Source organism: Pseudomonas sp. SDO5522_S412 (assembly GCF_054071215.1).
This window is the reverse complement of sequence record NZ_JBSVWQ010000003.1, coordinates 53,038-77,461: the sequence shown is the minus strand read 5'-3', so window position 1 is coordinate 77,461 and position 24,424 is coordinate 53,038. Positions and strand designations below refer to the sequence as shown.

Genomic DNA, 24,424 nt, shown 5'->3' with positions numbered 1-24,424 from the left:
CCTCGCTGCCTCCCCTCCTCCGCAATGCCCGTCTACACTCGAAACATTCCCCGTGCCATAACGAGACCGTTATGCCCAGATTGCCGACCGTGTTACTGCTGTCGCTGCTGACCTGGACCGCAACGGCTGGCGCGTTGACTCTCACCGATGAAGAGCGTGGCTGGCTGGCGGACCACCAAGAGTTGCGCCTGGGCGTCGACGCCTCTTGGCCACCCTTTGAATACCGCGATGAAGACGGTCGCTACCAGGGCCTGGCCGCTGATTATGTGCGGCTGATGCAGGATCGCCTTGGCGTCAGGATCAAACTGATCGAGCCGGTGAACTGGAGCGCCGTGCTGGAACAGGCCCGCAACAACCAGCTCGACCTGCTGCCGGGCATCATGTCCACACCGGAACGCCAGGGTTTCCTGTCGTTTACCCGGCCTTATCTCGACTTCCCCATCGTCATCCTCGCCCACGAAGGCGGCCCGCAACCACGCAGCCTCAAAGACCTGTACGGGTTGAAGGTGGCCGTGGTGGAAAACTACGCGCCCCATGAACTGCTGCGCACTCACCACCCGGACCTCAACCTGGTGGCCATGCCCAATGTCAGCGCTACGCTGCAGGCCCTGGCCACCGACAAGGTCGACGCCGTAGTGGGCGATCTGGCGTCCAGCGTGTGGAGCCTGCGCCAACTCAAGCTGGAAGGCCTGTACATCAGCGGCGAAACGCCTTACCGCTATCAGTTGGCCATGGGCGTACCCAAGGACGACAAGATGCTGGTGGGCATCCTCGATAAAGTCCTGGCCGACATCAGCCCGTCTGAGACCGAGGCCATCCAGCAGCGCTGGGTCGGCAACGTCATCGACCACCGCACGCTCTGGACGGATGTGCTGCTCTACGGGTTGCCTGCCGTGCTGTTGCTGAGCATCGTGCTGGCCGTGGTTATTCGGATCAATCGTCGGCTCAGCTCGGAAATTTCCCGCCGGGTCGCCCTCGAACAGGAACTGCGCAGCAGCGAATACCACTATCGCGGCCTGGTGGAGAGCCTTTCCGCGATCGCCTGGGAAGCCAGTATCAGCGATTTCACCTACAGCTACGTGTCGCCCCACGCCGAGGAACTGCTGGGTTACCCCCGTGCCCACTGGCTGATCCCGGGCTTCTGGCGCAACATCATCCACCCCGCGGACCTGACCCGCACCGAATCCTATTGCTACGCCGAAACCCGGGCCAACCGCGACCACAGTGTCGACTACCGGGTGATCACCGCCGATGGACGCTGCCTGTGGGTGCGGGACATCGTCAGCCTGATCGAACACGGCCACGAGCCCGTGCTGCGCGGCCTGATGATCGACATCAGCGAAGCCAAGCGCACCGAGGAAGCGTTGCAGCTTTCGGAACAGAAATTCGCCTCTGTGTTCCAGCAATGCCCGGACATCCTGGTCATCGCCCGGCTGTCGGACGGCTGCCTGATGGAGGTCAATAAGGCATTCGAAGACCAGATCGGCCTGAGCGCCGAAGCAGTCGTAGGAAAAACCGCCACTGAACTGAATATCTGGGGCATCCAGGGCGTAGGCCCCGGCCTGCTGCAACGGGTACAGACCACCAGCATCCGCAACCTGGAAATGCCCTTCCTGCGCAGCAACGGCCAGGCCTTCACCGGACTGATCTCCGCCGAACCCTTTCAACTGGATACCACCGAAGCTCTGGTCGTGGTGGTGCGTGACATCACCCAGCTGAAAGAAACCCAGCAGCGACTGCAGACCTCCGAAGAGAAATTCGCCAAGGCCTTTCATGCCTCTCCCGACGGCCTGCTGTTGTCCCGCCAAAGCGACGGTTTGCTGATTGAGGTCAACGAAGGATTCAGTCGAATTACCGGCTTTAACAGCGTGATGTCACTGGACCAGTCAACCCTGGACCTCGGGATCTGGGTCGACCTGAACGAACGCAAAGATATGTTGGAGCGGCTGCAACGGGATGGATTTGTCCGCGACTTTGTCTGCCACATCCGCCGCAGCGACGGCGAAATTCGCCTGTGTGAAGTCTCCAGCCGCCCGCTGCCCATCGGCGACGACGACTGCATGCTGACCATCGCCCGGGACATCACCGAACGCCAACTGATGCAGGAAAAACTGCAACAGGCCGCCACCGTGTTCGAGAGCACGGCCGAAGGCGTACTGATCACCGACACCCGGCAAAATATCAGCGCCGTGAACCGCGCCTTCAGCGAGATCACCGGCTACAGCGAAGCCGAGGCCCTCGGCCAAACCCCGCGCCTGCTTGCCTCGGGCCTGCACGACAGCGCCTTCTACGCGGCCATGTGGCACCAACTGACGGCCAACGGCCACTGGCAAGGCGAGATCTCCAACCGGCGCAAGAGCGGCGAGCTGTACCCCAGCTGGCTGACCATCAGCGCCGTGCGCAACCGCGAGGAGTCGATCACCCACTTCGTCGCCGTGTTTGCCGACATCTCCAGCCTCAAGCACGCCCAGGCGCGCCTCGATTACCAGGCCCACCACGACCCGCTGACCGGCCTGCCCAACCGCACCCTGTTTGAAAGCCGCCTGCAAGCCGCCCTCAACAACCAACAGGAAACCGGCAGCCAGGGCGCCGTACTGTTCCTCGACCTCGACCGCTTCAAACACATCAACGACAGCCTCGGCCACCCGATTGGCGACCTGCTGCTCAAGGACATCGCCGTTCGCCTCAAGGACCAACTGCGAGACGTCGACACCGTCGCCCGCCTGGGCGGTGACGAATTCATCATCCTGCTGCCCGGCCTGCAACAAGCCAGCGACGCCGAACACCTGGCCAATAAGCTGCTGGCCTGCTTCACTCCACCATTCCAGGCGGGCGAGCATGAGTTCTTCATCAGCGCCAGCATCGGCACCAGCCTGTACCCACGGGACGGCAACGACGTCGCCACCCTGGTCAAAAACGCCGACGCCGCCATGTACCGCTCCAAGGCCAAGGGCCGCAACCGCGTCGAAAGCTACACCCAGGACCTCACCGCGCAAGCCAACGAACGCGTGGCCCTGGAACACGAACTGCGCCGAGCGATCGAGCGCGACGAATTGTCTCTCTATTACCAGCCGAAACTCAGCCTCGACACCCAACAACTGATCGGCGCCGAAGCCCTGATTCGCTGGCGCCACCCCACCTTCGGCGAAGTGCCGCCCGAGCACTTCATTGCCCTGGCCGAAGAGAACGGCATGATCCTGCAGATTGGCGACTGGGTACTGGAGCAGGCCTGCCGACAGATGCACGACTGGCGAGAAATTTTTGATGACTTCGGCCCGCTGTCCGTCAACCTGGCGGGCGCGCAACTGCGCCACCCCAACCTGCTGGCGCGCATCGAGCAACTGCTGCGGGACAACCGCCTGGAGCCTGGCTGCCTGCAACTGGAGATCACCGAAAACTTCATCATGAGCCAGGCCGAAGAGGCGCTGGAGGTGCTGCACCAGCTCAAGCATCTGGGCGTGCAACTGGCCATTGATGACTTCGGCACCGGCTATTCGTCCCTCAGCTACCTGAAACGCCTGCCGCTGGACTTCCTGAAGATCGACCAATCCTTCGTCCGTGGCCTGCCCGACGACCCACACGATGCGGCGATCGTGCGCGCCATTATTGCCCTGGGGCACAGCATGCAATTCACCATCATTGCCGAAGGTGTGGAAACGCCGGCCCAGCAAGCGTTTCTGGCGGCTGAAGGTTGTGAGCAGATGCAAGGCTATATCGTCAGCCTGCCGCTGCCGCCGGACCTTTTCGCCGCTACGTTCCTTCGTATGAGCGTTTCGGACTTTTCGGATGGCACAGCGAAGAAACCATCGCTATAATCCGCGGCCTACTGAGGGCCTATAGCTCAGTTGGTTAGAGCAGGGGACTCATAATCCCTTGGTCGTAGGTTCGAGTCCTACTGGGCCCACCATCTTGAAAGCCGCGCATTGCGCGGCTTTGTCGTTTCTGGCGCGCGTGAGTCGTGCAGCAATGAAACATTAGTTAGTTGTCCCGAACGGCTACGGCACTGACCATGATTCCCAGTCAACGCCAATTCAGCACGAGGGAAACTTGTTCCATGCATCAGCAAAAACGCTCGCCGCGCAACGCAATCCACGGCCTGGGCATACGTGCCACAGCCGCCGTCGCAATCACCCTCGCAACCTTGAGCGGCGCACAAGCCGCCCCCGCCGCCACTGACTCCATCAAGGCATTCAAGCTCTGCACCGGCGCCGACAACAATTCGCACGTACTGGAAGGCACCATCGACCAGAGCATGCGCAATGACGTGACCGCCGTTCACTTCAAGCAAACGGCGGCGCATTCCTCGTATAGCTGGCATAACGACCCGGAGCCACAGTACGTCATGACGCTGTCCGGCACCCTGGCGTTCGTGACACGCGGCGGTGAGAAGTTCACGTTGCATCCGGGTGAAGTACTGATCGCCGAAGACAACACCGGCACAGGGCATCGCTGGAATCTGGTGGACGATCAACCGTGGCGGCGAGGGTACGTGGTGCTGAAGCCGGGCGCGCCGGATTCATTTATCCCGAACGATGCTGCCGCTGCGAAGGTGTGCAAGGGGTCGTAGTCTCGCTGATCACACCTCCTCGAATAAAAGAAAGACTTACGCTTTGCGGTGTAAGCCTTTTTTGTACTGCGTGCTCTACCGGCCCGTTATCAAACGGAAAGTTCGCGCAAAGCCGCCGTCGCCAGGAACCCAGAGCGCGAGGCATAGCGATGGTCTTTTTGCACTCGCTCATCGATACGATTCAAAAGTTGCTCAGGCAGTGAGGCGTTGAACCTGACTGACTTGCCCAGGTAAGGAGTGAGATCAAAGTCGATCACCGCCCACACGCCACCCGCAAAGTCCGGATTCTCCAAATGGACGTCGACCTCTCTAGCCTGAGGAAGCCGCTCCTCATCAGCAACCAATCCCTCGAGGTGCAGCGCTAAAGCTTCGCGGACATTATCCAGAGCTTCGGAAAAGGTTGTGCCCGCAGAAAAGCAACCTGGCACGTCCGGGACGGTCACGCTGTAATCTGAATCAGCGTCTTTGTGTATCACCACTGGAAATTTCATTTTTCCTCCTTTGAATGAGCCGCAGCGGGATCATTCACCACATAACCTACGGTCATCACTTCAGGCCTGCTGATTTCAAAATGCTGTGCAAGGTCCCCTTGGCTATCTCTGATTTAGGATGAGGAACCGTCACCCGGCCGGGCTTGGTTGAGTGCTTGAATTGATGGTGACTGCCTTTCGCCGCCACCTCAAACCATCCATCCGCCATCAGCAAGTCAATTACCTCTCTGCTTCTCATCGCGCCCGCTCCACAGTGTGTATCTTACACACCGAAGGTATCCTGCAGCATCTTTTATACACACAGGACACACCAATGAAAAAAGCCCGCTCATTTCTGAACGGGCTCATGCGAAGAATATGATGACTACGCCTATCGCCGCTTCGCCAGCGAACTAATGTCAGTTTTTGTGCCTTGACTGACTCTCAGCTTACCAACGCATTAACAATGACTTGCGCCGTACCTAGCAACGGCGCATCCCCTCTAAACGCCCCAATTACCTGCAACCCCACCGGCAACTCCCCTTCCCCACGCATCACCGGCACATTCACCTGCGGCAATCCAAACGCGCCCCAGAACTTGATGAAGTCCGACGGGCCCGTGGTCGCCAACCCCACCGGCGCCAGCATCCCGCAGGAAACACTCAACATCGCATCAAACGGCTGGCAGATTTGCGCGAGCTGCGGGGCGAGTTGTGCGAGGCGTGCCTTCGCAGCCGACTCCTGTTCCCAGCTTGTAGCCTTCGCACGCTCAATCATGGCCAACGTCGAATCACTGAGTAACTCAGGATGAGACTGAAATTCCTTGGCCAATGAACGGGCACCTTCGCAATCGTTGATCAACTGGTGATCGTCGAATACTCCGTCGAACGCCTCAGGCAACACGACTTCACTGACAAGAGGCCCCAACCGGGCAACCGCTCGTTCAATTGCCTCGGCCACCAACGGCTGCACATCCGACCAGCGAGAGGTACGGCAGAAACCAAGCCGCAAGGGCCGACGCCCCGCCTCAACAGCCGGAAACCCCGGGATCAACACCCGCGCCACCCGCTCAAGATCACGCACCGAACGGCCATACCAACCCACGGTATCGAAGCTCGGCGCCAGGGGTTTCACGCCTTCCAGCGAGACCAGTCCAAACGATGGCTTGAAGGCATACAACCCGCAATAAGCGGCTGGCTTGAGCAGCGACCCAGCCGTCTGGGTACCCAACGCCAACGGGAAAAACCCGGCCGTCATCCCCGCCGCGGAACCCGCGCTGGAGCTACCCGGCGTGCGGGACAGATCGAGCGGATTACGCGTCGGCCCTGTGTGCATGTAGGCAAATTCGGTGGTGTGGGTCTTGCCCATGATGATCGCGCCCGCCTGTCGTAGCAGCGTCACCACATGGGCATCCCGCGATGGACGATTACCCAGGTAAATCGGCGAATAGAATTCCGTTGGGTGGTCGGCGGTATCAAAGATGTCCTTGACCCCCACGGGCAAGCCCGCCAGCGGACCGGAACAGCCTTCAAGCTGCAACGCCTGCTCGCGCACCGCCTCAGCGTCGAAGGATACAAACGCCTGGATATCTGGTTCGTCGACACCTATGCGCGCAAGAAAGTGTTCAGCAACCAAAGCCGGCGTAATCGCCCCCGAAACCACCGCCTCGGCGATGCCCGTCGCATCCAGGCCATTCATCAAAGCGCCCTCATTTGGCAAACAACTGCCCAATGTCCTTGAACGCCTTGAACTCCAACGCGTTGCCGCACGGGTCAAACAGGAACAACGTCGCCTGCTCGCCCACCTGGCCTTTGAAACGAATATGCGGTTCCAACACAAACTGGGTATTGCGCGCCTGCAAACGCTCCGCCAACGCATGCCAATCATCCCAACTCAACACCACGCCAAAATGCGGCACCGGCACGTCGTGGCCGTCCACTGCATTGGTGTGCGCCGCCTCTTGAGAAGCGGTTTTCGGATGTTCATGAATCACCAATTGATGCCCGAAGAAGTCGAAGTCGACCCAGTGATCACTGGCTCGTCCCTCCTCCAACCCAAACACCTCACCATAAAACTGCCGCGCTGCCGCCAGGTCGAATACCGGAATTGCCAGGTGAAAAGGAGCCAGTGCCATCAGGTCTAACCTCTATGGGTATTAAGTCCTTGCGAGTCTAGCCTTGCCGTAACCGATGGAAAGACGATAGTTTTCGCATCGAGCTCAAATTATTTCGATCAATCGAGACGCCCATGCTGCGGGAACTGAAAACCTTTATCGCCGTTACCCGCCATGGCACGTTCGCCGCAGCGGGCATGCATATCGGGCTGACACAATCGGCGGTGAGTGCGCAGATCCGTCAGTTGGAGCAGGTGCTCGGCGTGCAGTTGTTCGACCGAACCGGACGCCAGGCCACGCTGAACGCGGCGGGGATCCGCGCGCTGCCGCTGGCCAGGGAAATTCTCGAGACGTTCAACCGCATGGCTGTGCCGGTGGATGCCAATGAGTACAGGGGCGAGTTGAAGGTCGGCGCCATCACCACCGCCCAGACCGGCCTGCTGCCCCAGGCCCTGGTGCGTTTGCGCCAGGCGGCGCCGACGGTGGAGTGCAAGTTGGTGCCGGGAGTTTCCCTGGAGCTGCTCAGCCAGGTGGATGCAGGCGAACTCGACTCGGCGATCATCATTCGCCCACCCTTTGACTTGCCCAAGGAACTGCACGTGCAACTGCTGCGCAGGGAGCCGTTTGTGTTGATCGCGCCGCTGACGGTCGAGGGGGATGACCCGCTGCAACTGCTCGCCGCTCATCCTCACGTGCGCTACGACCGGGCTTCGTTTGGCGGGCGGCTGGTCAGTCGCTTTCTGCGGGATCAGCGGCTGGACGTGCAAGTGGCGCTGGAACTGGACGAGATTGAGGCGCTGGTCAAAATGGTCGAATGCGGCCTGGGCGTTTCACTGGTTCCCCACGCCGGACTATGGCTGGACCGATCCCCGCAGGTGCGTGTCATCCCGCTGGGCGAGCTGACCTTTAACCGGGAAATCATCTTGCTGAGCCGCTACAGCCAGCGCAACCTTCCGGTGCCACAACTCTTTGCCCGATGCCTGCTGGCAGACACGATCTAAGACGCAAAAAAAAGCCGCACATCCGTGCGGCTTTTTCACGCCCTATTTCTTGGGCAACGCGTAGGCAATCACATAATCCCCACGGTCCGGCGACTGTCGCGCGCCGCCAGCGGTGAGCACGATGTACTGCGTGCCGGTCTTGGGCGACACGTAGGTCATCGGCCCCGACTGGCTACCCACCGGCAGCCGTGATTTCCAGATCTCGTTGCCGTTGCCGGTGTCGAAAGCGCGCAGGTAGAAGTCCTGGGTGCCGGCGAAAAACAGCAAGCCGGACTGGGTGGCCAGGGACGCGCCGAGGGTCGGCATGCCGATTGGAATCGGCATGTGCATGCGGATGCCCAGCGGCCCGGTGTCTTCAACCGTGCCCACCGGCACTTGCCACATCAGCTTGTGGGTTTTCAGGTCGATGGCCGACAGGGTGCCGAACGGCGGCTTCTGACACGGAATGCCCGCCGCCGAGAGGAAGCGCTCGCGCATTGCACCGAATGGCGTACCTTCTTGCGGCACCACGCCCATTTCGATGCCACTGGCACCGGCGGCGATCTTGTCGCGCGGGATCATGTAGTTGGCCAAACCCAGGCGCATGTCGTTGACGAACATGTAGTGGGTGTTCGGGTCCACTGACACGCTGCCCCAGTTCATTCCGCCCAGGGAGCCCGGGAATTGCAGCGCGCGGTCCAGGCCTGGCGGCGTATAGACGCCCTGGTGGCGCATACCCTTGAACTGGATGCGGCACATCAACTGGTCAAACGGCGTGGCGCCCCACATGTCGGATTCGGTCAGTTGCTGATTGCCGATCGAAGGCATGTCCACCGAGAACGGCTGGGTCGGCGAATAACGTTCGCCGGGCACATTGCCCTGGGGCACCGGGCGCTCTTCTACCCGGGCGATGGGCACGCCGGTTGCGCGGTTGAGCAGGAAGATTTCACCTTGCTTGGTGACTTGGGCCAGTGCCGGTTGCACGCCGCCGTTGCCATCCGGAATGTCGTAGAGCAGCGGCTGTGCCGGCAGGTCAAAGTCCCACAGGTCGTGGTGAGTGGTCTGGAAGTGCCAGCGCACCTGGCCGGTCTTCACGTCGATGGCGACGATGGAGGAGCTCCACTTGTCGTCATAGGCGGTACGTTCACCGGCGAAGAAATCCGGGGTGGCGTTACCGGTAGGCAGGTAGACCAGGCCGAGCTTGGCGTCGTAGGACATGGCCGACCATACGTTCGGCGTGCCACGGGTGTAGGTCTCTCCTGCAGGTGGGCGTTTGGTGGTGTTCGGGTTGCCCGGATCCCAGGCCCACACCAGTTCGCCGCTGTGCACGTCAAAGGCGCGCACCACGCCTGGCGGTTCACCGGTGGAGAAGTTGTCCGCCACGCGTCCACCCACGATCACAACATTTCCCGCCACCAGTGGCGTCGAGGTTTGCTGGTAATAACCGGGCTTCACTTCGCCCATGTCGGTCTTCAGGTCGACGGTGCCGTGGTCGCCGAAGTCTTCGCAAGGCGCGCCGGTTTCAGCATTGATCGCAATCAACCGGGCATCGCCGGTCGGCAGAAACAGACGTTTCACACAGGCTTTGGCGCCGGCGGGTTGCTCGCTGGCACTGCTGTCGAAATACCCCAGGCCACGGCAACGCTGCCAGTTGGGGCCGCTGCCCTGGGGATCGAATTTCCAGCGTTGGGCACCGGTATCGGCGTCCAGGGAAAACACTTTGCCGTAGGCGGTGCACACGTAAACGCTGTCACCGATCTGCAGCGGGGTGTTCTGGTCTTCGGCACCGGCGCCATTGCTCTCGGGGATGTCGCCGGTGTGGAAGGTCCAGGCCACCTGCAACTTGTCGATGTTGCCTTTGTTGATCTGGTCCAGCGCGGCAAACCGATTGCCGGCGGTGGTGTTGCCCCAGTGGGCCCAGTCTTTTTGCTCGGTGCCCGGCGTTACCGCAGTCACCGCAGGCTCACTGCTGGCCTTGACCACGTGGGTCGGTACAAACATGTACGCCAGGGTGGCGACCACGCCCAGGCCCAGCAGCCCGGCAACGCCATAGGCGCCGCGCCCGGGTGTCGATCCCGAAGCGCGGGCGAGCTGTGGATAAATCAGCGCGACTACCAGGCCGATGACGGCGAAGGTCAGGACTCGCGAAACCAACGGCCAGTATTCCAGACCGGTATCCCACACCGCCCAGATCGCAGTCACCACCAATGCCACGGCGTACAGCCATGCTCCCTGAGGCCGGCGCTTGGCGATCAGCACACCAGAGACCAGCATCGCCAGGCCCATCAGCAGGAAATACCAACTGCCGCCCAGCACTACGAGGTAACCGCCACCGCCTGCCAAACCCAGGCCGATCAAGGCGATCAGCAGGCCCAGCCCAACCAGCAACCATCTGCTGCCGGTGGCAGCCCCAAAGTTATTCATCGCGCAAACGTCCTTCCTGCATACCTAACGCAAAATAATGTACCAAACAGTTACTTTTCACAATCTGGCACAAAATAATGTGTTCGATCAGCGGCGAAAATAAATTCCCGGCCGGGCGGGCAGTATCGCCAGGACCGAGCCTGTAACATGCTCGCCCACTGATGCCCGCGCCGGAGAAAACCTTGTCCGCCTCTCACCCTCCCGTCCTCGATGAAATCGATCGCCAGTTGATCGCCGCCTTGCAGATCAACGCGCGTGAAAGTGTGGCCATGCTTGCCCGGCAACTGGGCATCGCGCGCACCACCGTCACCTCACGCCTGGCGCGCCTGGAAAAAACCCAGGTGATTACCGGCTATGGCGTGCGCCTCAGCCAGCGGGTGGTGGATGGTGGTTTGCAGGCCTACGTGGGGATCACCGTGCAACCGCGCTCCGGCAAGGAAGTGCTGCGCCGGATCAGTGCCATGGCGCAGGTTCAGCAGTTATGTGCGGTAAGCGGCGAGTTCGATTACGTGGCCTGGCTACGCACCGATTCGCCGGAACAGCTGGATCAACTGCTGGACCAGATCGGCAGCGTCGATGGCGTGGAGAAGACCACCACCTCGATCATCCTCAGTAACAAACTGGACCGCGGCCAACCAATCTGACCAGCAAGCTCGTCACTCTGACTAAAAACAATTCAATCCGACGACACATTGCGTCTTATTAACGAACGCTACGCTCCCTAGAATGGCTGCCATCTTTTCCTATACTCAGCGGGTCGCGCCCCGCCGAGCCGCCAGCAAGGTCAGCCATGAGCATTCCTTCCAGCACCATCAGCAAGACCAATCGCCACCCCGCCACCGGTAAAAAGCCGATCACCATCTTTGGCCCGGACTTCCCGTTTGCCTTTGATGACTGGATCGAGCATCCGGCGGGCCTGGGCAGCATTCCGGCGGCCAACCACGGCGCCGAAGTGGCGATCGTCGGCGCCGGGATTGCCGGGTTGGTGGCCGCCTATGAGTTGATGAAGCTGGGCCTTAAACCCGTGGTGTATGAAGCCTCGAAAATGGGTGGCCGCCTGCGCTCCCAGGCGTTTGAAGGCGCCGAAGGCATCATTGCGGAACTGGGTGGCATGCGTTTCCCGGTGTCCTCCACCGCGTTCTACCACTATGTAGACAAGCTCGGGCTGGAGACCAAACCCTTCCCCAACCCGCTGACGCCGGCTTCCGGCAGCACGGTCATCGACCTCGAAGGCCAGACGCACTACGCACAGAAACTCGCTGACCTTCCTGCACTGTTCCAGGAAGTGGCTGACGCCTGGGCCGACGCCCTGGAAGCCGGCTCGCAGTTCGCCAATATCCAGCAAGCCATCCGCGACCGTGACGTACCGCGCCTGAAAGAGCTGTGGAATACGCTGGTTCCGTTGTGGGACGACCGCACCTTCTACGACTTCGTAGCGACCTCCAAAGCGTTCGCCAAGTTGTCCTTTCATCACCGCGAAGTGTTCGGCCAGGTCGGTTTCGGCACCGGCGGCTGGGACTCGGACTTCCCCAACTCGATGCTGGAAATCTTCCGCGTGGTGATGACCAACTGCGACGATCACCAGCATCTGGTGGTCGGCGGCGTCGCCCAAGTGCCCATGGGCATCTGGCGCCATGTGCCGGAGCGTTGCGCCCACTGGCCCGAAGGCACCAGCCTCAGTTCCCTGCACAACGGTGCGCCACGGGCCGGGGTCAAGCGCATTGCCCACGCGCCGGACGGCCGTTTCGCCGTCACCGACAACTACGGTGACACCCGCGAATACGCCGCCGTGCTGACCACCTGCCAGAGCTGGCTGCTGACCACCCAGATCGAGTGCGACGAAACCCTGTTCTCGCAAAAGATGTGGATGGCCCTGGACCGCACCCGCTACATGCAGTCGTCGAAGACCTTCGTGATGGTCGACCGGCCATTCTGGAAGGACAAGGATCCGGAAACCGGCCGCGACCTGATGAGCATGACGCTGACGGATCGCCTGACCCGCGGCACCTATCTCTTCGACAACGGTGACGACAAGCCGGGGGTGATTTGCCTGTCCTACTCCTGGATGAGCGATGCGCTGAAAATGCTTCCGCAACCCATCGAGAAACGCGTGAAACTGGCTCTGGATGCGCTGAAGAAGATCTACCCGAAAGTCGACATCACCGCGCGGATCATCGGCGACCCGATCACCGTGTCATGGGAAGCCGACCCACATTTCCTCGGAGCTTTCAAAGGCGCACTCCCCGGTCACTATCGCTACAACCAACGGATGTACGCGCACTTCATGCAAAAGGACATGCCGGCGGAGCAACGCGGTATTTTCATTGCCGGTGACGACGTGTCCTGGACCCCGGCGTGGGTTGAAGGCGCCGTGCAAACCTCGCTGAACGCGGTGTGGGGCATCATGACTCACTTCGGTGGCAGCACTCACCCGCAGAACCCGGGGCCGGGGGATGTGTTCGATGAAATCGGGCCGATCGCACTGCCCGAGTAAGGAGTTGCCCATGCGTGTTGCCCTGTATCAATGCCCGCCTCTGCCGCTGGATGTGGCCGGCAATCTCAAGCGCCTGCATCAGTTGGCGCAAGAGGCCACCGACGCCGACCTGCTGGTGCTGCCGGAGATGTTTCTCACCGGCTATAACATCGGCGTGGAAGCGGTCGGCGCCCTGGCTGAAACCCAGGACGGCCCCGCTGCCCAGTCCATCGCCGCGCTGGCGAAAAACTCGGGCGTGGCGATTCTGTATGGCTATCCGGAGCGCGGTGCAGACGGGCAGATCTACAACGCCGTGCAGTTGATAGACGCCAACGGCCAACGCCTGTGCAACTACCGCAAGACCCACCTGTTTGGCGACCTCGACAACTCGATGTTCAGCGCCGGGGACGATGATTTTCCGCTGGTGGAATTGAACGGCTGGAAGCTGGGTTTCCTGATTTGCTATGACCTGGAATTCCCGGAGAACACCCGGCGCCTGGCGCTGGCCGGGGCGGAGTTGATCCTGGTGCCGACGGCCAATATGGTGCCTTTCGATTTCGTCGCCGATGTGACCGTGCGGGCGCGGGCGTTTGAAAACCAGTGTTATGTGGCTTACGCCAATTACTGCGGGCAGGAAGGCGAGATCCAGTATTGCGGGCAAAGCAGCATCGCCGCGCCGGATGGCCAGCGGATTGCCCAGGCCGGTCTGGATGAAGCGCTGATCGTGGGCACACTTGATCGGCAGTTGATGGTCGACTCACGCGCGGCCAATCGCTACCTGCTGGACCGGCGTCCCGAGCTTTATGGTGCGTTGCACAAGCACTGATCCGGCAGGTTTGCGCTAGCATAGGCACTTCCTACGTTTCGGAAGTGCTCATGCCTGCGCCGGCCCACCCTCATCACCTTCAATTGACCTTGGCCAGCGGCCTGCGGGTTTCCTTGCATCATGCGCCGCGCTTGAAGCGCGCCGCGGCTGCCTTGCGCGTTGCAGCGGGCAGCCACGATGTACCCCTGGCGTGGCCGGGACTGGCGCATTTTCTTGAGCATTTATTGTTCCTGGGCACCGAGCGTTTTCCTGCAAGCGAAGGGCTGATGGCCTACGTCCAGCGCCAGGGTGGACAGGTGAATGCCAGCACCCGCGAGCGCACTACCGACTTTTTCTTTGAGGTGCCTGTTACGGCATTTGAAGCCGCACTGGAGCGCCTGGGGGACATGCTCGCCCATCCGCGCCTGGCCCTGGAAGACCAGTTGCGTGAGCGCGAAGTATTGCAGGCGGAGTTTATTGCCTGGTCGCAAGATGCCACGGCGCAACAGCAACAAGCGTTGCTGGGAGGTGTTGCGGCGGGTCATCCGTTGCGCGCGTTTCATGCGGGCAACCGGGATAGCTTGCCGGTAGAGCGTGAGGATTTTCAGCAGGCGTTGCGGGATTTTTATGAAGGTTTCTATCATTCCGGGCAGATGACCTTGAGCCTTGCGGGCCCTCAGTCGCTGGTGGAGCTGGAGGCATTGGCGCATCAGTTTGGCGCTGCGCTGAAGACTGCACCTCTGCGGCGACAGACGCCGGCGCCAGCGTTGCTGGCCGGCAATCAACGTACTTATCAACACACCGATGAACACCACTGGCATCAGGTGGTTGTGAGCGAGGCTTCCCCTGAGGCGCTGGATTTCCTCTGCCTGTGGCTGAACACTTCGGCGCCCGGCGGGTTGCTCGCCGAGTTGCAGTCGCGGCAGTTAGTCAGCGCCATTAACGCAACGGCGCTGTATCAATTTGCCGGACAGGCGTTGTTGGATATCAAGTTCACCCTGGACACTCAGGGTGCGCAGCAGACGACACTGATCGAAGAACTGCTGCACGACTGGCTGAGCTTTTTCGCACACAGTGACTGGGCGCCCTTGCGGGAAGAGTACGCCTTGCTGCTTGCTCGCAAACAACAGGTCAGTGGTGCCCTGGCATTGGCCCGGCAGGACAACGAACTGGTCCTGTCCGAGCAAAGCGCCAGCTCCCTCAAGACCCTGCTGGACTCGCTGCAATTGCCGCCGTCCCGGCACGCCTGGCAACTGCCGCCCACCAATCCGTTCCTGCAGCCGGCAGCCAGGGAAGAGCGCCCGGGGCTGATTCGCGGGCAAACCAGCGCCCATCGCGGCCTGCGCACGTTCGCCCAGGATCGCTCCCGTGGGCGAAAGGACTTTTCGGCGCTGACCTTCAGCCAGGCCTTGCCAGGCGACACAGATGAAGGCGCGCTCTACCTGCGCTGGCATCTGGATTCGCCGCTGGATGCAGAGCTTTTCCCACGGCTGCGTGAGAACGCCAGCCAGGCTGGCGTCCAGTTGTCTTTCGAGACAATCGGCGGTCACTGGCAGCTGAAGATGCTAGGGCTGCACGAACCCATGCCCGCGATATTGGAGGAAGTGGCACGCGAGCTGACCCGGCTCGACGAAAATGCCGGAGCGTCATCCTCCCCGGCGCCGGCAATGGCGATCCGGCAGTTACTCAAGGCATTGCCCGGGTATTGCGCCGACATCCCAGCTGCACAGCAGGTTGCTGGGCGAGACCGATGGTCAACCGCTCGCTGGCAAGGGCTCGCCGTGGGGCTGCCCGCCGCCTGCGAGACGGCGATAAAAAGTGCAGCCGGGAAACTGCCCGGCCAACCGCAAGCGGCTATCAGCGAACTGCCGTCAATCAGCAGCCAGCATCGTTGGCACGAAGTCAGGACCGATTCCAGCGACGCCGCGTTGCTGCTGTTCTGCCCGACAGCCACACGCTCCCTGGCGGACGAGGCTTGCTGGCGTCTACTCGCACATCTGGTGCAAGCGCCGTTCTACCAGCAACTGCGTGTTGAGCTTCAATTGGGCTACGCGGTGTTCAGCGACATCCGACAGTACAGCGGGCAAACCGGCCTGCTGTTTGGGGTGCAATCCCCAAGCGCGTCTCTTGCGCAAATACTTGATCACCTGCAGGCGTTCCTGAAGCAACTGCCCGCGCTGATCAACGCCAGCGAACTGCCGAACGATCTGGCCCGGCAATTTTCCCTCGACGCCCTACCCACTTCCCAAGCCGCTGAACTGCTCTGGCACGCGCACTTGGCAGGCCACCCGTCGGATTACATCCAGCAGCTGCAAGATTTCATCCAGACCCGCACCCGTGAGGATTTAATGGTAGCTGCACAGCAACTCAATGCTGCTGCAGGCGGATGGTGCTGTGTGGCCAATGGCGCTTGTGCCGCCGGCTCCTGGCAACGATCTGGCTGATCATTGCCGCTTCGGTAAAAGGCTTTTTCCCGCAGGACAGCGCTATCTTCAAAAGAAGTACGTAACATTCACATGCACACATCTGAACATCTCCGCTTGGAGGTGGACTATATGTATTACTTGGTAGTAAACGTCCCTTCCCTTCGTAGGAGTAAGAACATGACCTGGTCCAAACCTGCTTACACTGATCTGCGTATCGGCTTTGAAGTCACCATGTACTTTGCCAGCCGCTGATTGGCTTTGTATCGCAATGCAACGCCTCGGCTAGCCCGGGGCGTTTTTATTTTTGAGTTGTGTGTAATGGAGCGGCCATGTTTGTCCAGATTCTAGGTTCCGCCGCCGGCGGTGGTTTCCCGCAATGGAACTGCAACTGCGTGAACTGTGCAGGTTTTCGCGACGGCAGCCTGCGGGCCGAGGCGCGTACCCAGTCGTCCATCGCGATTTCCGATGACGGCGTGAACTGGGTGCTGTGCAACGCCTCGCCAGATATCCGCGCCCAGCTTCAAGGCTTCGCCCCGATGCAACCGGGCCGCGCGCTGCGGGATACCGGCATCAGCGCGATCATCCTGATGGACAGCCAGATCGACCACACCACCGGCCTGCTCAGCCTGCGCGAAGGCTGCCCGCACCAGGTGTGGTGCACCGACATGGTCCATGAAGACCTGAGCACCGGCTTCCCGCTGTTCACCATGCTGACCCACTGGAACGGCGGCCTGGCCTGGAACCGCATCGAGCTGGACGCCAGCTTCACGATCCCCGCCTGCCCCAACCTGCGCTTCACACCATTGCCGCTGCGCAGCGCGGCACCGCCCTACTCGCCTCACCGATTCGACCCACACCCGGGCGACAACATCGGCCTGATCGTCGAAGACCTGCGCACCGGCGGCAAGCTGTTCTATGCGCCGGGCCTGGGCAAGGTTGACGCACCGTTGCTGGAAATAATGGCCGGCAGCGATTGCCTGCTGGTGGACGGCACGATGTGGGACGACGACGAAATGCAGCGCCGTGGCGTCGGCACCCGCACCGGTCGCGAGATGGGCCACCTGGCACAAAACGGCCCCGGCGGCATGCTGGAAGTGCTGGAGCAGTTGCCCAAGCAGCGCAAGGTGCTTATCCACATCAACAACACCAACCCGATCCTGGATGAAGACTCGCCCGAGCGAGCCGAGCTGCTGCGACGCAATGTGGAAGTGGCGTACGACGGCATGAGCATTGAATTGTAGGAGCGAGCCAAATGACTGACACACCGCTGACCACCGCCGAGTTCGAACAGGCCCTGCGCGCCAAGGGCGCCTTCTACCATATCCATCACCCGTATCACGTGGCGATGTACGAAGGCCGCGCCACCCGCGAGCAGATCCAGGGCTGGGTCGCCAACCGTTTTTATTACCAGGTGAACATTCCCCTCAAGGACGCCGCGATCCTGGCCAACTGCCCGGACCGGGAGATTCGTCGTGAGTGGATCCAGCGCCTGCTGGATCACGACGGCGCTCCCGGCGAAGACGGCGGCATTGAAGCCTGGTTGCGCCTGGGACAGGCCGTCGGCCTCGACCCGGATCAACTGCGCTCCCAGGAGTTGGTACTGCCGGGCGTACGATTTGCGGTAGACGCCTACGTCAACTTCGCCCGCCGGGCCAGCTGGCAGGAAGCCGCCAGCAGTTCCCTGACCGAGTTGTTCGCCCCGCAGATCCACCAGTCGCGCCTCGACAGCTGGCCCCAGCATTACCCATGGATCGACCCCGCCGGCTACGAGTATTTCCGCACCCGCCTGGGCCAGGCTCGCCGGGATGTGGAGCACGGTCTGGCCATCACCCTGCAGCACTACACCACCCGCGAAGGCCAGGAGCGCATGCTGGAAATTCTCCAGTTCAAACTGGACATTCTTTGGAGCATGCTCGATGCAATGAGCATGGCTTATGAACTGAAACGCCCGCCGTATCACAGCGTGACCGATCAGCGTGTATGGCATAAGGGGATCACCCTATGAGCTTCGATCGCAGCAAAAAACCGACCTGGCGCCAGGGCTATCGTTTCCAGTACGAACCGGCGCAAAAAGGCCATGTGCTGCTGTACCCGGAAGGCATGATCAAGCTCAACGACAGCGCCGCCTTGATCGGTGGCTTGATCGACGGCGAGCGCGATGTCAGCGCAATCATCGCCGAGTTGGACAAGCAGTTCCCTGGCGTGCCCGAGCTCGGTGAAGACATCGAGCAATTCATGGAGGTTGCCCGTGCTCAGCACTGGATCGAACTTGCCTGACCTGCCACCCAAGCCGGAAATCGGCCTGCCGCTCTGGTTGCTGGCCGAGCTGACCTACCGCTGCCCGCTGCAATGCCCGTACTGCTCCAATCCGCTGGATTTTGCCGAGCAGGGCAAGGAACTGAGCACGGAACAGTGGATCAAGGTATTTCGTGAAGCCCGGGAAATGGGCGCTGCGCAACTGGGGTTTTCCGGCGGTGAGCCGCTGGTGCGCCAGGACCTCGCCGAACTGATCGCCGAGGCGCGCAAGCTGGGTTTCTATACCAACCTGATCACATCCGGCATCGGCCTCACCGAGCAGAAGATCAGCGACTTCAAGAAGGCCGGCCTGGACCATATCCAGATCAGTTTCCAGGCCAGTGACGAGCAAGTGAACAACTTGCTGGCCGGCTCGAAAAAAGCCTTCGCGCAAAAACTCGAAATGGCCCGGGCAGTGAAAGCCCATGGCTACCCGATGGTGCTGAACTTCGTCACCCATCGGCACAATATCGACAAGATCGACCGCATCATTGAGCTGTGCATTGCCCTGGAAGCGGACTTTGTCGAGCTTGCCACCTGCCAGTTCTACGGCTGGGCCCAGCTCAATCGGGTCGGCCTGTTGCCGACCCAGGAACAGCTGGTGCGCGCCGAACGCATCACCAACGAATACCGCGCCAAGCTCGAAGCCGAAGGCCACCCGTGCAAGCTGATATTCGTCACGCCGGATTACTACGAGGAACGCCCGAAAGCCTGCATGAATGGCTGGGGCAGCATCTTTCTGACAGTAACGCCGGACGGTACTGCCCTGCCGTGCCACGGCGCCCGACAGATGCCGGTGCAATTTCCCAATGTGCGCGACCACAGCATGCAACACATCTGGTACGACTCGTTTGGCTTCAACCGCTTTCGCGGCTACGACTGGATGCCCGAGCCGTGCCGTTCATGTGACGAGAAGGAAAAGGACTTCGGTGGGTGCCGCTGCCAGGCGTTCATGCTGACCGGGGATGCCAGCAATGCTGACCCGGTGTGCAGCAAATCGGAGCACCACGGCATGATCCTCCAGGCCCGCGAAGAAGCGGAGCACGCCACCCAGACCATCGAGCAACTGGCCTTTCGCAATGAGCGCAACTCACGGCTGATCGCGAAAGGCTGAGGTCTTTTAGCGTTTGGCGATGATGTACACCGCGTGCACGATGCCGGGAATGTAACCGCACAAGGTCAGCAGGATGTTCAGCCAGAACGCGCCAGCGAAACCCACTTGCAGGAACACACCCAGTGGCGGCAGCAGAATGGCGATGATGATGCGAATGATATCCATGGGTTCAGCTCCAGAAAATCGGCTCGTGTGAGCCGTACAAGCTAATCGACCTTGGCCGTTGGTAAGGGTTCAGTGGGATCTGGCACTCAGCCATCGTCTAATTCGCGGACAAAAAAACGCCCCCAGCCAAAAGAATCAGGCTGGAGGCGCCGCGTATACCGCGAGACGGTTCAGGAAATATGGGGCTTAAACGGCAATGCCCTTGCGGCATTGCAGCTGTGCAGTGCGCACCCGGGAGAAGGCACGGGCCAGACGCAGGAGCATTTCGTCGACGTTGCTTTTGCTCAATGTGAGCGCCGGGGTGAAGCGCAGGCAATCGGGTTGCGGCGCGCTCAGGATCAGGCCTTCACTGAGCGCGGCGTTTACCACCGCATCTGCCGAATCCTCCGACAGAGTCAGTCCCCACATCAGGCCCTGGCCGCGCAGTTCACCCTGGTCATAGCGATGCGCCAGGCGGGCAAGCCCTTCACCCAGGTAAGTGCCGACCTCGCAGACGTGTTCAAGAAATCCGTGGTTCAGCACCGTATCAAGCACCGCCACACCGGCGGAAGCCATCAGCGCGTTGCCGTGGTGGGTGCCTTCCAGCTCACCCAGCTCAAAACAACACGCTTTGCCCCGTGCCAGCAACGCCGCCAGCGGCACACCGCCCCCCAAGCCCTTGCCCAGGGTGATGATGTCGGCGCGAACGCCATAGTACTGTTCGGCGAGCAACGTGCCACAACGGCCGGTGCCGGTTTGCACTTCATCGAGGATCAACAGGATTCCCAGTTCACGGCACAGGCGTTCGACACCCTTGAGGTAATGCTCGGTCGCGGGAATGACGCCGGCATCGTTCTGGATCGGTTCCAGCATGATTGCCACGGTTTGCGCATCCACCGCCGCGTGCAGCGCCGGCAGGTCGTTGAACGGCACGTGGCTGAAGCCTGGCAACTGGGGCTCAAAACGGTTTTCACTGGCGGCTGCCGAGGCCGACATCGCGGCAAAGCTGCGGCCATGGCACCCGTTGCTCGCGGTGATGATGCGATAGGCGCCACCACGGTGCAGTTGGCCCCATTTGCGCGCCAGCTTGATAGCCGCTTCGCAGGCTTCGGCGCCGCTGTTGAGCAGGTAGGCCTGGTCGCTGCCGGTGCGATGGCACAGGCGGTCGGCGAGGTTCAGTTGAACGCGGTTGTGCAGGCTGTTACCGGGATTGATCAGCGATTGGGCCTGATCGGCCAGCGCCTTGGTCACTGCCTGTGGGCTATGGCCCAGGCTGTTGGCGCCGCCACCCTGGCTGAAGTCGAGATAGGCGCGGTCTTCGCTGTCCCACAGCCAGGAGCCCTGGCCGCGTACAAACACCTGGGGCGGGCGGGCCACACTGGGCATCAGGCAGTCGCTGGAAAGATCGTCTCGCAGAGCCGGGGTCTTTGCCTCGAGGATCAGATCATCCAGGCTGGGGGCGGGGCGACGCAGGTTGAACAGGTTCATGGATGAACCCCTTTGGCAATCGCACCTTGGTCGGTATTACCGATAAACCCATGGCGGAGGTTTTTTGCCTTGCCTATGCAAACACCGTCAACATAAACACTACTCATCGTGCTTTCCGGCCCTGTAAGCCCTGTGAATAGGCGCTAGACTAGGCGCCTTGGGGGCACTCGGCCATTTCGATTTTCCAGCATTTTCGATAAGCATTACTTATGGATTTCAAGCAACTGCGTTATTTCGTCGCGGTGTACGAAGAAGGCCATGTGGGGCGGGCAGCGGAGCGCCTGTCGATCTCCCAGCCAGCTTTATCGCAGCAGATTCGCCAGCTCGAGCAAAACCTTGATGTGAGCCTGTTCGAACGCAGCAGCAAGCGCCTGCTGCCGACCCTCGCCGCCCACACTTTGTATAACCACGCCCTGCCCTTGCTCGACGGTATGCAGCACGCGGTGGAAGCACTGCGCAACTTCAAGGGCCAGGCACTGCGCACCTTGGCGATCGGCGTGCTGCAAACCGTGCACACCAGCCTGGTGCCGCAGATGCTCGAACGGGTGCGCAAGGCCCAGCCGCACCTGGTCGTACAGATCTACGAGCTGACCGGGATGGAAATCGAACGCCGGCTGCTCAACGGCTCGCTGGATATCGGCATCAGCTACCTGCCGCCACGCCAGCCGGGGCTGCACGGCGTGCTGCTGTATGAAGATGAACTGAAGGTGGTCATCCCGGCTGATCACCCGCTGCGGGAATTCAAGAAAGTCTCCCTGAAGCAAGCCGCCGAGTTACCCATGTTGCTGCTGGGGGAAGAGTTTCAGGTGCGCCAGATATGGCAAGGTCAATTGGCCAACCTGGGCCGACGCCCGCAAGTGCAGGCCGAGTTGAATACGATGGCGGGGATTCTCGACAGCCTGCCCCACACCAAGCTGGCGACGGTGCTTCCCGGACGCTCCCAGGATGAACACAACAGCAAGGCGTTGCTGTGGAAACCCTTGAGCGAACCACGGGTGCCGTTGAAAGTGGGGTTGGTGTGCCGGGATGTGCAGCGCCAGCAGGCGACGCTGGAATTGTTGCGCACGCTGCTGGAAGACGTGATGAATGCGCCCGCCTGACTTTTTCGCAGGCAAAAGAAAACCCCGCCGAAGCGGGGCTTTGCAGACTGTTTCCCTGACATCCATTTCACTCCGCCTTCCTGGCAGAATCCTACGTGTCCGTGTTGTTGCTTTGCGCTTCCTGCGCGACGTCCATGTGAAGTAGATTATCCGTGGATCCAATTTGGCGATAGAGGACGAATAGCAGCACGTCATGTAAGAGAATGCTTACACGCCCTCCAAGCCCTTAGAACAGTGCTTCATCCAGCAAAAACAGCGATTCGCTACCGGCTTTTACCGAGGCGCTGAGGGACGCGATCCGCGGCAGCAAGCGCGCAAAGTAGAAACGCGCGGTGCCCAGCTTGCTCGCGTAGAAGTCTTCCTGAGCCTCTTTACCCAGAGCCGCCTTGGCCATCAGGGCCCACATGTAGGCATAAGCCATGTAGCCGAACGCGTGCAGGTATTCCACGGATGCCGCGCCGATTTCATTCGGGTTGGATTTGGCGCGGTCCAGCAGCCAGGCGGTCAGTTCGTCCAGGTCATCCACGGCCGCGTTCAGCGGCTTGGTGAATTCGGCCAGTTCGGCGCCGGCAGTGGCGGTGAAATGGCGGATCTCATCAGCGAACAGCTTGTAGAACGCCCCACCGCTGCCGACGATCTTGCGTCCCACCAGGTCCAGGGCCTGAATGCCGTTGGTGCCTTCGTAGATCTGGGTGATGCGCACATCACGCACCAGTTGCTCCTGGCCCCATTCGCGAATGTAGCCGTGGCCGCCGAAAATCTGCTGGCCGTGCACGGTGGTTTCCAGGCCCAGGTCGGTCAGGAACGCCTTGGCAACCGGAGTCAGCAGAGCAACCAGATCGTCCGCGCGTTGGCGGGCGGTGGCGTCTTCGCTGAACTTGGCGGTGTCGAGCTGCATCGCCACATAGGTGGAGAACGCACGGCCACCTTCGTTCGCGGCTTTCATGGTCAGCAGCATGCGCCGCACGTCCGGGTGGACGATGATTGGGTCAGCGACCTTGTCCTTGGCTTTCGGACCGGTTGGCGAACGGCTTTGCAGGCGGTCGCGCGCATATTCGATAGCGTTCTGATAAGAGCGCTCACCGGAGGCCAGGCCCTGGATGCCAACACCCAGGCGCTCGTAGTTCATCATGGTGAACATCGCGGCCAGGCCACGGTTCGGCTCGCCCACCAGGTAGCCCACGGCTTCGTCGAAGTTCATCACGCAGGTCGCAGACGCCTGGATGCCCATCTTGTGTTCAATGGAGCCGCAGGTCACCGGATTACGCGCCCCCAGGCTGCCGTCGGCATTGACCATGAACTTGGGCACCAGGAACAGCGAAATACCCTTGGGACCCGCCGGTGCGTCCGGCAGCTTGGCCAGCACCAGGTGGATGATGTTCTCGGTGAGGTCGTGCTCGCCACCGGTGATGAAGATCTTGGTGCCGCTGACCTTGTAGGAACCGTCTGCCTGAGGCTCGGCCTTGGTCCGAATTATCCCCAGGTCAGTGCCGGCATGAGGTTCGGTCAGGCACATGGAACCGGCCCACACGCCGGAGTACATATTCGGCAGGTAAGTGGCCTTGAGCTCTTCACTGGCGTGGGTGTTGATCGACACGCAGGCGCCGGAGGTCAGCATCGGGTACAGGCCGAAGGCCAGGCCCGAGGAGTTGATCATCTCTTCTACCTGGGCCGACACCGCCTTGGGCATGCCCATGCCGCCGTACGCCGGGTCGCCGCCAACACCTACCCAACCGCCTTCAGCGTAGGTTTTGTAGGCGTCCTTGAAGCCAGCCGGGGTGAAGACCGCGCCATTCTCCCAGCGGCAGCCTTCTTCGTCGCCGCCGCGGCTGAGCGGGGCGACGGTCTTGGAGGTGACTTTGCCGGCTTCTTCGAGGATTGCCTCAACGGTCTCGGCGTCGACGGTCTCCGCCAGCGCGGGCAGTTGGGCCCAGAGTTTGGCGACCTCGAAAACTTCGTTGAGGACGAAGCGCATATCGCGCAGCGGCGCTTTGTAGTCAGCCATGGCAAACCTCGTGAGAACTT

At 61.1% G+C, this 24,424-nt stretch carries 21 protein-coding genes and 1 tRNA gene; 14 read left to right on the top strand and 8 right to left on the bottom strand.

Features of this window, described 5'->3' with window-relative positions; all coding sequences use genetic code 11:
* The first annotated feature begins 71 nt into the window (after positions 1-71).
* From ACW9I6_RS01770 to ACW9I6_RS01760, 3 genes are all read left to right on the top strand, one after another.
* Positions 72-3,815, top strand: a complete 3,744-nt coding sequence (locus ACW9I6_RS01770; RefSeq protein WP_102370019.1) for a bifunctional diguanylate cyclase/phosphodiesterase — start codon at positions 72-74, stop codon at positions 3,813-3,815.
* 15 nt (positions 3,816-3,830) lie between these two features.
* Positions 3,831-3,907, top strand: a tRNA-Ile gene (locus ACW9I6_RS01765).
* A 147-nt stretch (positions 3,908-4,054) separates the two neighbouring features.
* Positions 4,055-4,567 carry a cupin domain-containing protein gene (locus ACW9I6_RS01760; RefSeq protein ID WP_008434401.1) on the top strand — a complete coding sequence of 171 codons (513 nt, stop codon included), beginning with the start codon at positions 4,055-4,057 and terminating at the stop codon, positions 4,565-4,567.
* An 89-nt stretch (positions 4,568-4,656) separates the two neighbouring features.
* On the opposite strand, the gene ACW9I6_RS01755 is transcribed toward ACW9I6_RS01760, so the two are convergent.
* From ACW9I6_RS01755 to ACW9I6_RS01740, 4 genes are all read right to left on the bottom strand, one after another.
* Entirely contained in the window at positions 4,657-5,058 is a 402-nt protein-coding gene (locus ACW9I6_RS01755; protein WP_003211020.1) for a type II toxin-antitoxin system HicB family antitoxin, read from the bottom strand.
* A 55-nt stretch (positions 5,059-5,113) separates the two neighbouring features.
* The gene (locus ACW9I6_RS01750; RefSeq protein ID WP_003211022.1) at positions 5,114-5,296 is read right to left on the bottom strand and encodes a type II toxin-antitoxin system HicA family toxin; all 183 of its coding nucleotides are present in this window, start codon (positions 5,294-5,296) and stop codon (positions 5,114-5,116) included.
* 185 nt (positions 5,297-5,481) lie between these two features.
* Positions 5,482-6,735, bottom strand: a complete 1,254-nt coding sequence (locus tag ACW9I6_RS01745) for an amidase (protein ID WP_457338783.1) — start codon at positions 6,733-6,735, stop codon at positions 5,482-5,484.
* A gap of 10 nt (positions 6,736-6,745) precedes the next feature.
* Entirely contained in the window at positions 6,746-7,171 is a 426-nt protein-coding gene (locus tag ACW9I6_RS01740; protein WP_003211024.1) for a VOC family protein, read from the bottom strand.
* Between the two features lie 113 nt (positions 7,172-7,284).
* Between ACW9I6_RS01740 and ACW9I6_RS01735 the strand changes: the two genes are divergently transcribed.
* Positions 7,285-8,151 (top strand): LysR family transcriptional regulator, encoded by an 867-nt coding sequence (locus tag ACW9I6_RS01735; protein ID WP_003211026.1) that lies wholly within the window; start codon positions 7,285-7,287, stop codon positions 8,149-8,151.
* A gap of 42 nt (positions 8,152-8,193) precedes the next feature.
* On the opposite strand, the gene ACW9I6_RS01730 is transcribed toward ACW9I6_RS01735, so the two are convergent.
* Positions 8,194-10,554, bottom strand: a complete 2,361-nt coding sequence (locus tag ACW9I6_RS01730; RefSeq protein WP_457338782.1) for a glucose/quinate/shikimate family membrane-bound PQQ-dependent dehydrogenase — start codon at positions 10,552-10,554, stop codon at positions 8,194-8,196.
* Between the two features lie 161 nt (positions 10,555-10,715).
* On the opposite strand from ACW9I6_RS01730, the gene ACW9I6_RS01725 reads away from it, so the two are divergent.
* The 9 genes from ACW9I6_RS01725 to pqqE all read left to right on the top strand — a co-directional run bounded on the left by ACW9I6_RS01725 (position 10,716) and on the right by pqqE (position 19,667).
* A complete protein-coding gene (locus ACW9I6_RS01725; RefSeq protein WP_457338781.1) occupies positions 10,716-11,198 on the top strand; it encodes an Lrp/AsnC family transcriptional regulator in 483 nt (160 codons plus the stop codon).
* Between the two features lie 167 nt (positions 11,199-11,365).
* Positions 11,366-13,048 (top strand): flavin monoamine oxidase family protein, encoded by a 1,683-nt coding sequence (locus ACW9I6_RS01720; protein ID WP_457338787.1) that lies wholly within the window; start codon positions 11,366-11,368, stop codon positions 13,046-13,048.
* A 10-nt stretch (positions 13,049-13,058) separates the two neighbouring features.
* Positions 13,059-13,853: a carbon-nitrogen hydrolase family protein gene (locus ACW9I6_RS01715; protein ID WP_087694733.1), complete on the top strand. Its 795-nt coding sequence runs from the start codon at positions 13,059-13,061 to the stop codon at positions 13,851-13,853.
* Positions 13,854-13,903: 50 nt separating this feature from the next.
* Positions 13,904-16,276: a pyrroloquinoline quinone biosynthesis protein PqqF gene (pqqF, locus tag ACW9I6_RS01710; RefSeq protein WP_457338780.1), complete on the top strand. Its 2,373-nt coding sequence runs from the start codon at positions 13,904-13,906 to the stop codon at positions 16,274-16,276.
* A gap of 159 nt (positions 16,277-16,435) precedes the next feature.
* Positions 16,436-16,510 (top strand): pyrroloquinoline quinone precursor peptide PqqA, encoded by a 75-nt coding sequence (gene pqqA, locus ACW9I6_RS01705; RefSeq protein ID WP_003194766.1) that lies wholly within the window; start codon positions 16,436-16,438, stop codon positions 16,508-16,510.
* Between the two features lie 77 nt (positions 16,511-16,587).
* A complete protein-coding gene (gene pqqB, locus ACW9I6_RS01700; RefSeq protein WP_003211040.1) occupies positions 16,588-17,499 on the top strand; it encodes a pyrroloquinoline quinone biosynthesis protein PqqB in 912 nt (303 codons plus the stop codon).
* An 11-nt stretch (positions 17,500-17,510) separates the two neighbouring features.
* Complete coding sequence (gene pqqC, locus ACW9I6_RS01695) at positions 17,511-18,263, top strand: pyrroloquinoline-quinone synthase PqqC (RefSeq protein ID WP_003211042.1); 753 nt, start codon at positions 17,511-17,513, stop codon at positions 18,261-18,263.
* The gene (gene pqqD / locus ACW9I6_RS01690) at positions 18,260-18,535 is read left to right on the top strand and encodes a pyrroloquinoline quinone biosynthesis peptide chaperone PqqD (RefSeq protein ID WP_003211043.1); all 276 of its coding nucleotides are present in this window, start codon (positions 18,260-18,262) and stop codon (positions 18,533-18,535) included. Before pqqC ends, pqqD begins: the two co-directional genes overlap by 4 nt.
* Positions 18,528-19,667 carry a pyrroloquinoline quinone biosynthesis protein PqqE gene (gene pqqE, locus ACW9I6_RS01685; RefSeq protein ID WP_008434380.1) on the top strand — a complete coding sequence of 380 codons (1,140 nt, stop codon included), beginning with the start codon at positions 18,528-18,530 and terminating at the stop codon, positions 19,665-19,667. Before pqqD ends, pqqE begins: the two co-directional genes overlap by 8 nt.
* A 6-nt stretch (positions 19,668-19,673) precedes the next feature.
* Here the strand turns inward: pqqE and ACW9I6_RS01680 are convergent, their stop codons facing one another.
* Both ACW9I6_RS01680 and ACW9I6_RS01675 read right to left on the bottom strand, forming a co-directional pair.
* Complete coding sequence (locus tag ACW9I6_RS01680; protein WP_003211049.1) at positions 19,674-19,832, bottom strand: YqaE/Pmp3 family membrane protein; 159 nt, start codon at positions 19,830-19,832, stop codon at positions 19,674-19,676.
* A gap of 186 nt (positions 19,833-20,018) precedes the next feature.
* Positions 20,019-21,299 (bottom strand): aspartate aminotransferase family protein, encoded by a 1,281-nt coding sequence (locus ACW9I6_RS01675; protein WP_102604399.1) that lies wholly within the window; start codon positions 21,297-21,299, stop codon positions 20,019-20,021.
* 209 nt (positions 21,300-21,508) lie between these two features.
* Between ACW9I6_RS01675 and ACW9I6_RS01670 the strand changes: the two genes are divergently transcribed.
* Positions 21,509-22,399 (top strand): LysR family transcriptional regulator, encoded by an 891-nt coding sequence (locus ACW9I6_RS01670; protein WP_003211052.1) that lies wholly within the window; start codon positions 21,509-21,511, stop codon positions 22,397-22,399.
* 226 nt (positions 22,400-22,625) lie between these two features.
* On the opposite strand, the gene ACW9I6_RS01665 is transcribed toward ACW9I6_RS01670, so the two are convergent.
* Positions 22,626-24,404 (bottom strand): acyl-CoA dehydrogenase C-terminal domain-containing protein, encoded by a 1,779-nt coding sequence (locus ACW9I6_RS01665; protein ID WP_457338779.1) that lies wholly within the window; start codon positions 24,402-24,404, stop codon positions 22,626-22,628.
* Positions 24,405-24,424 lie beyond the last annotated feature (20 nt).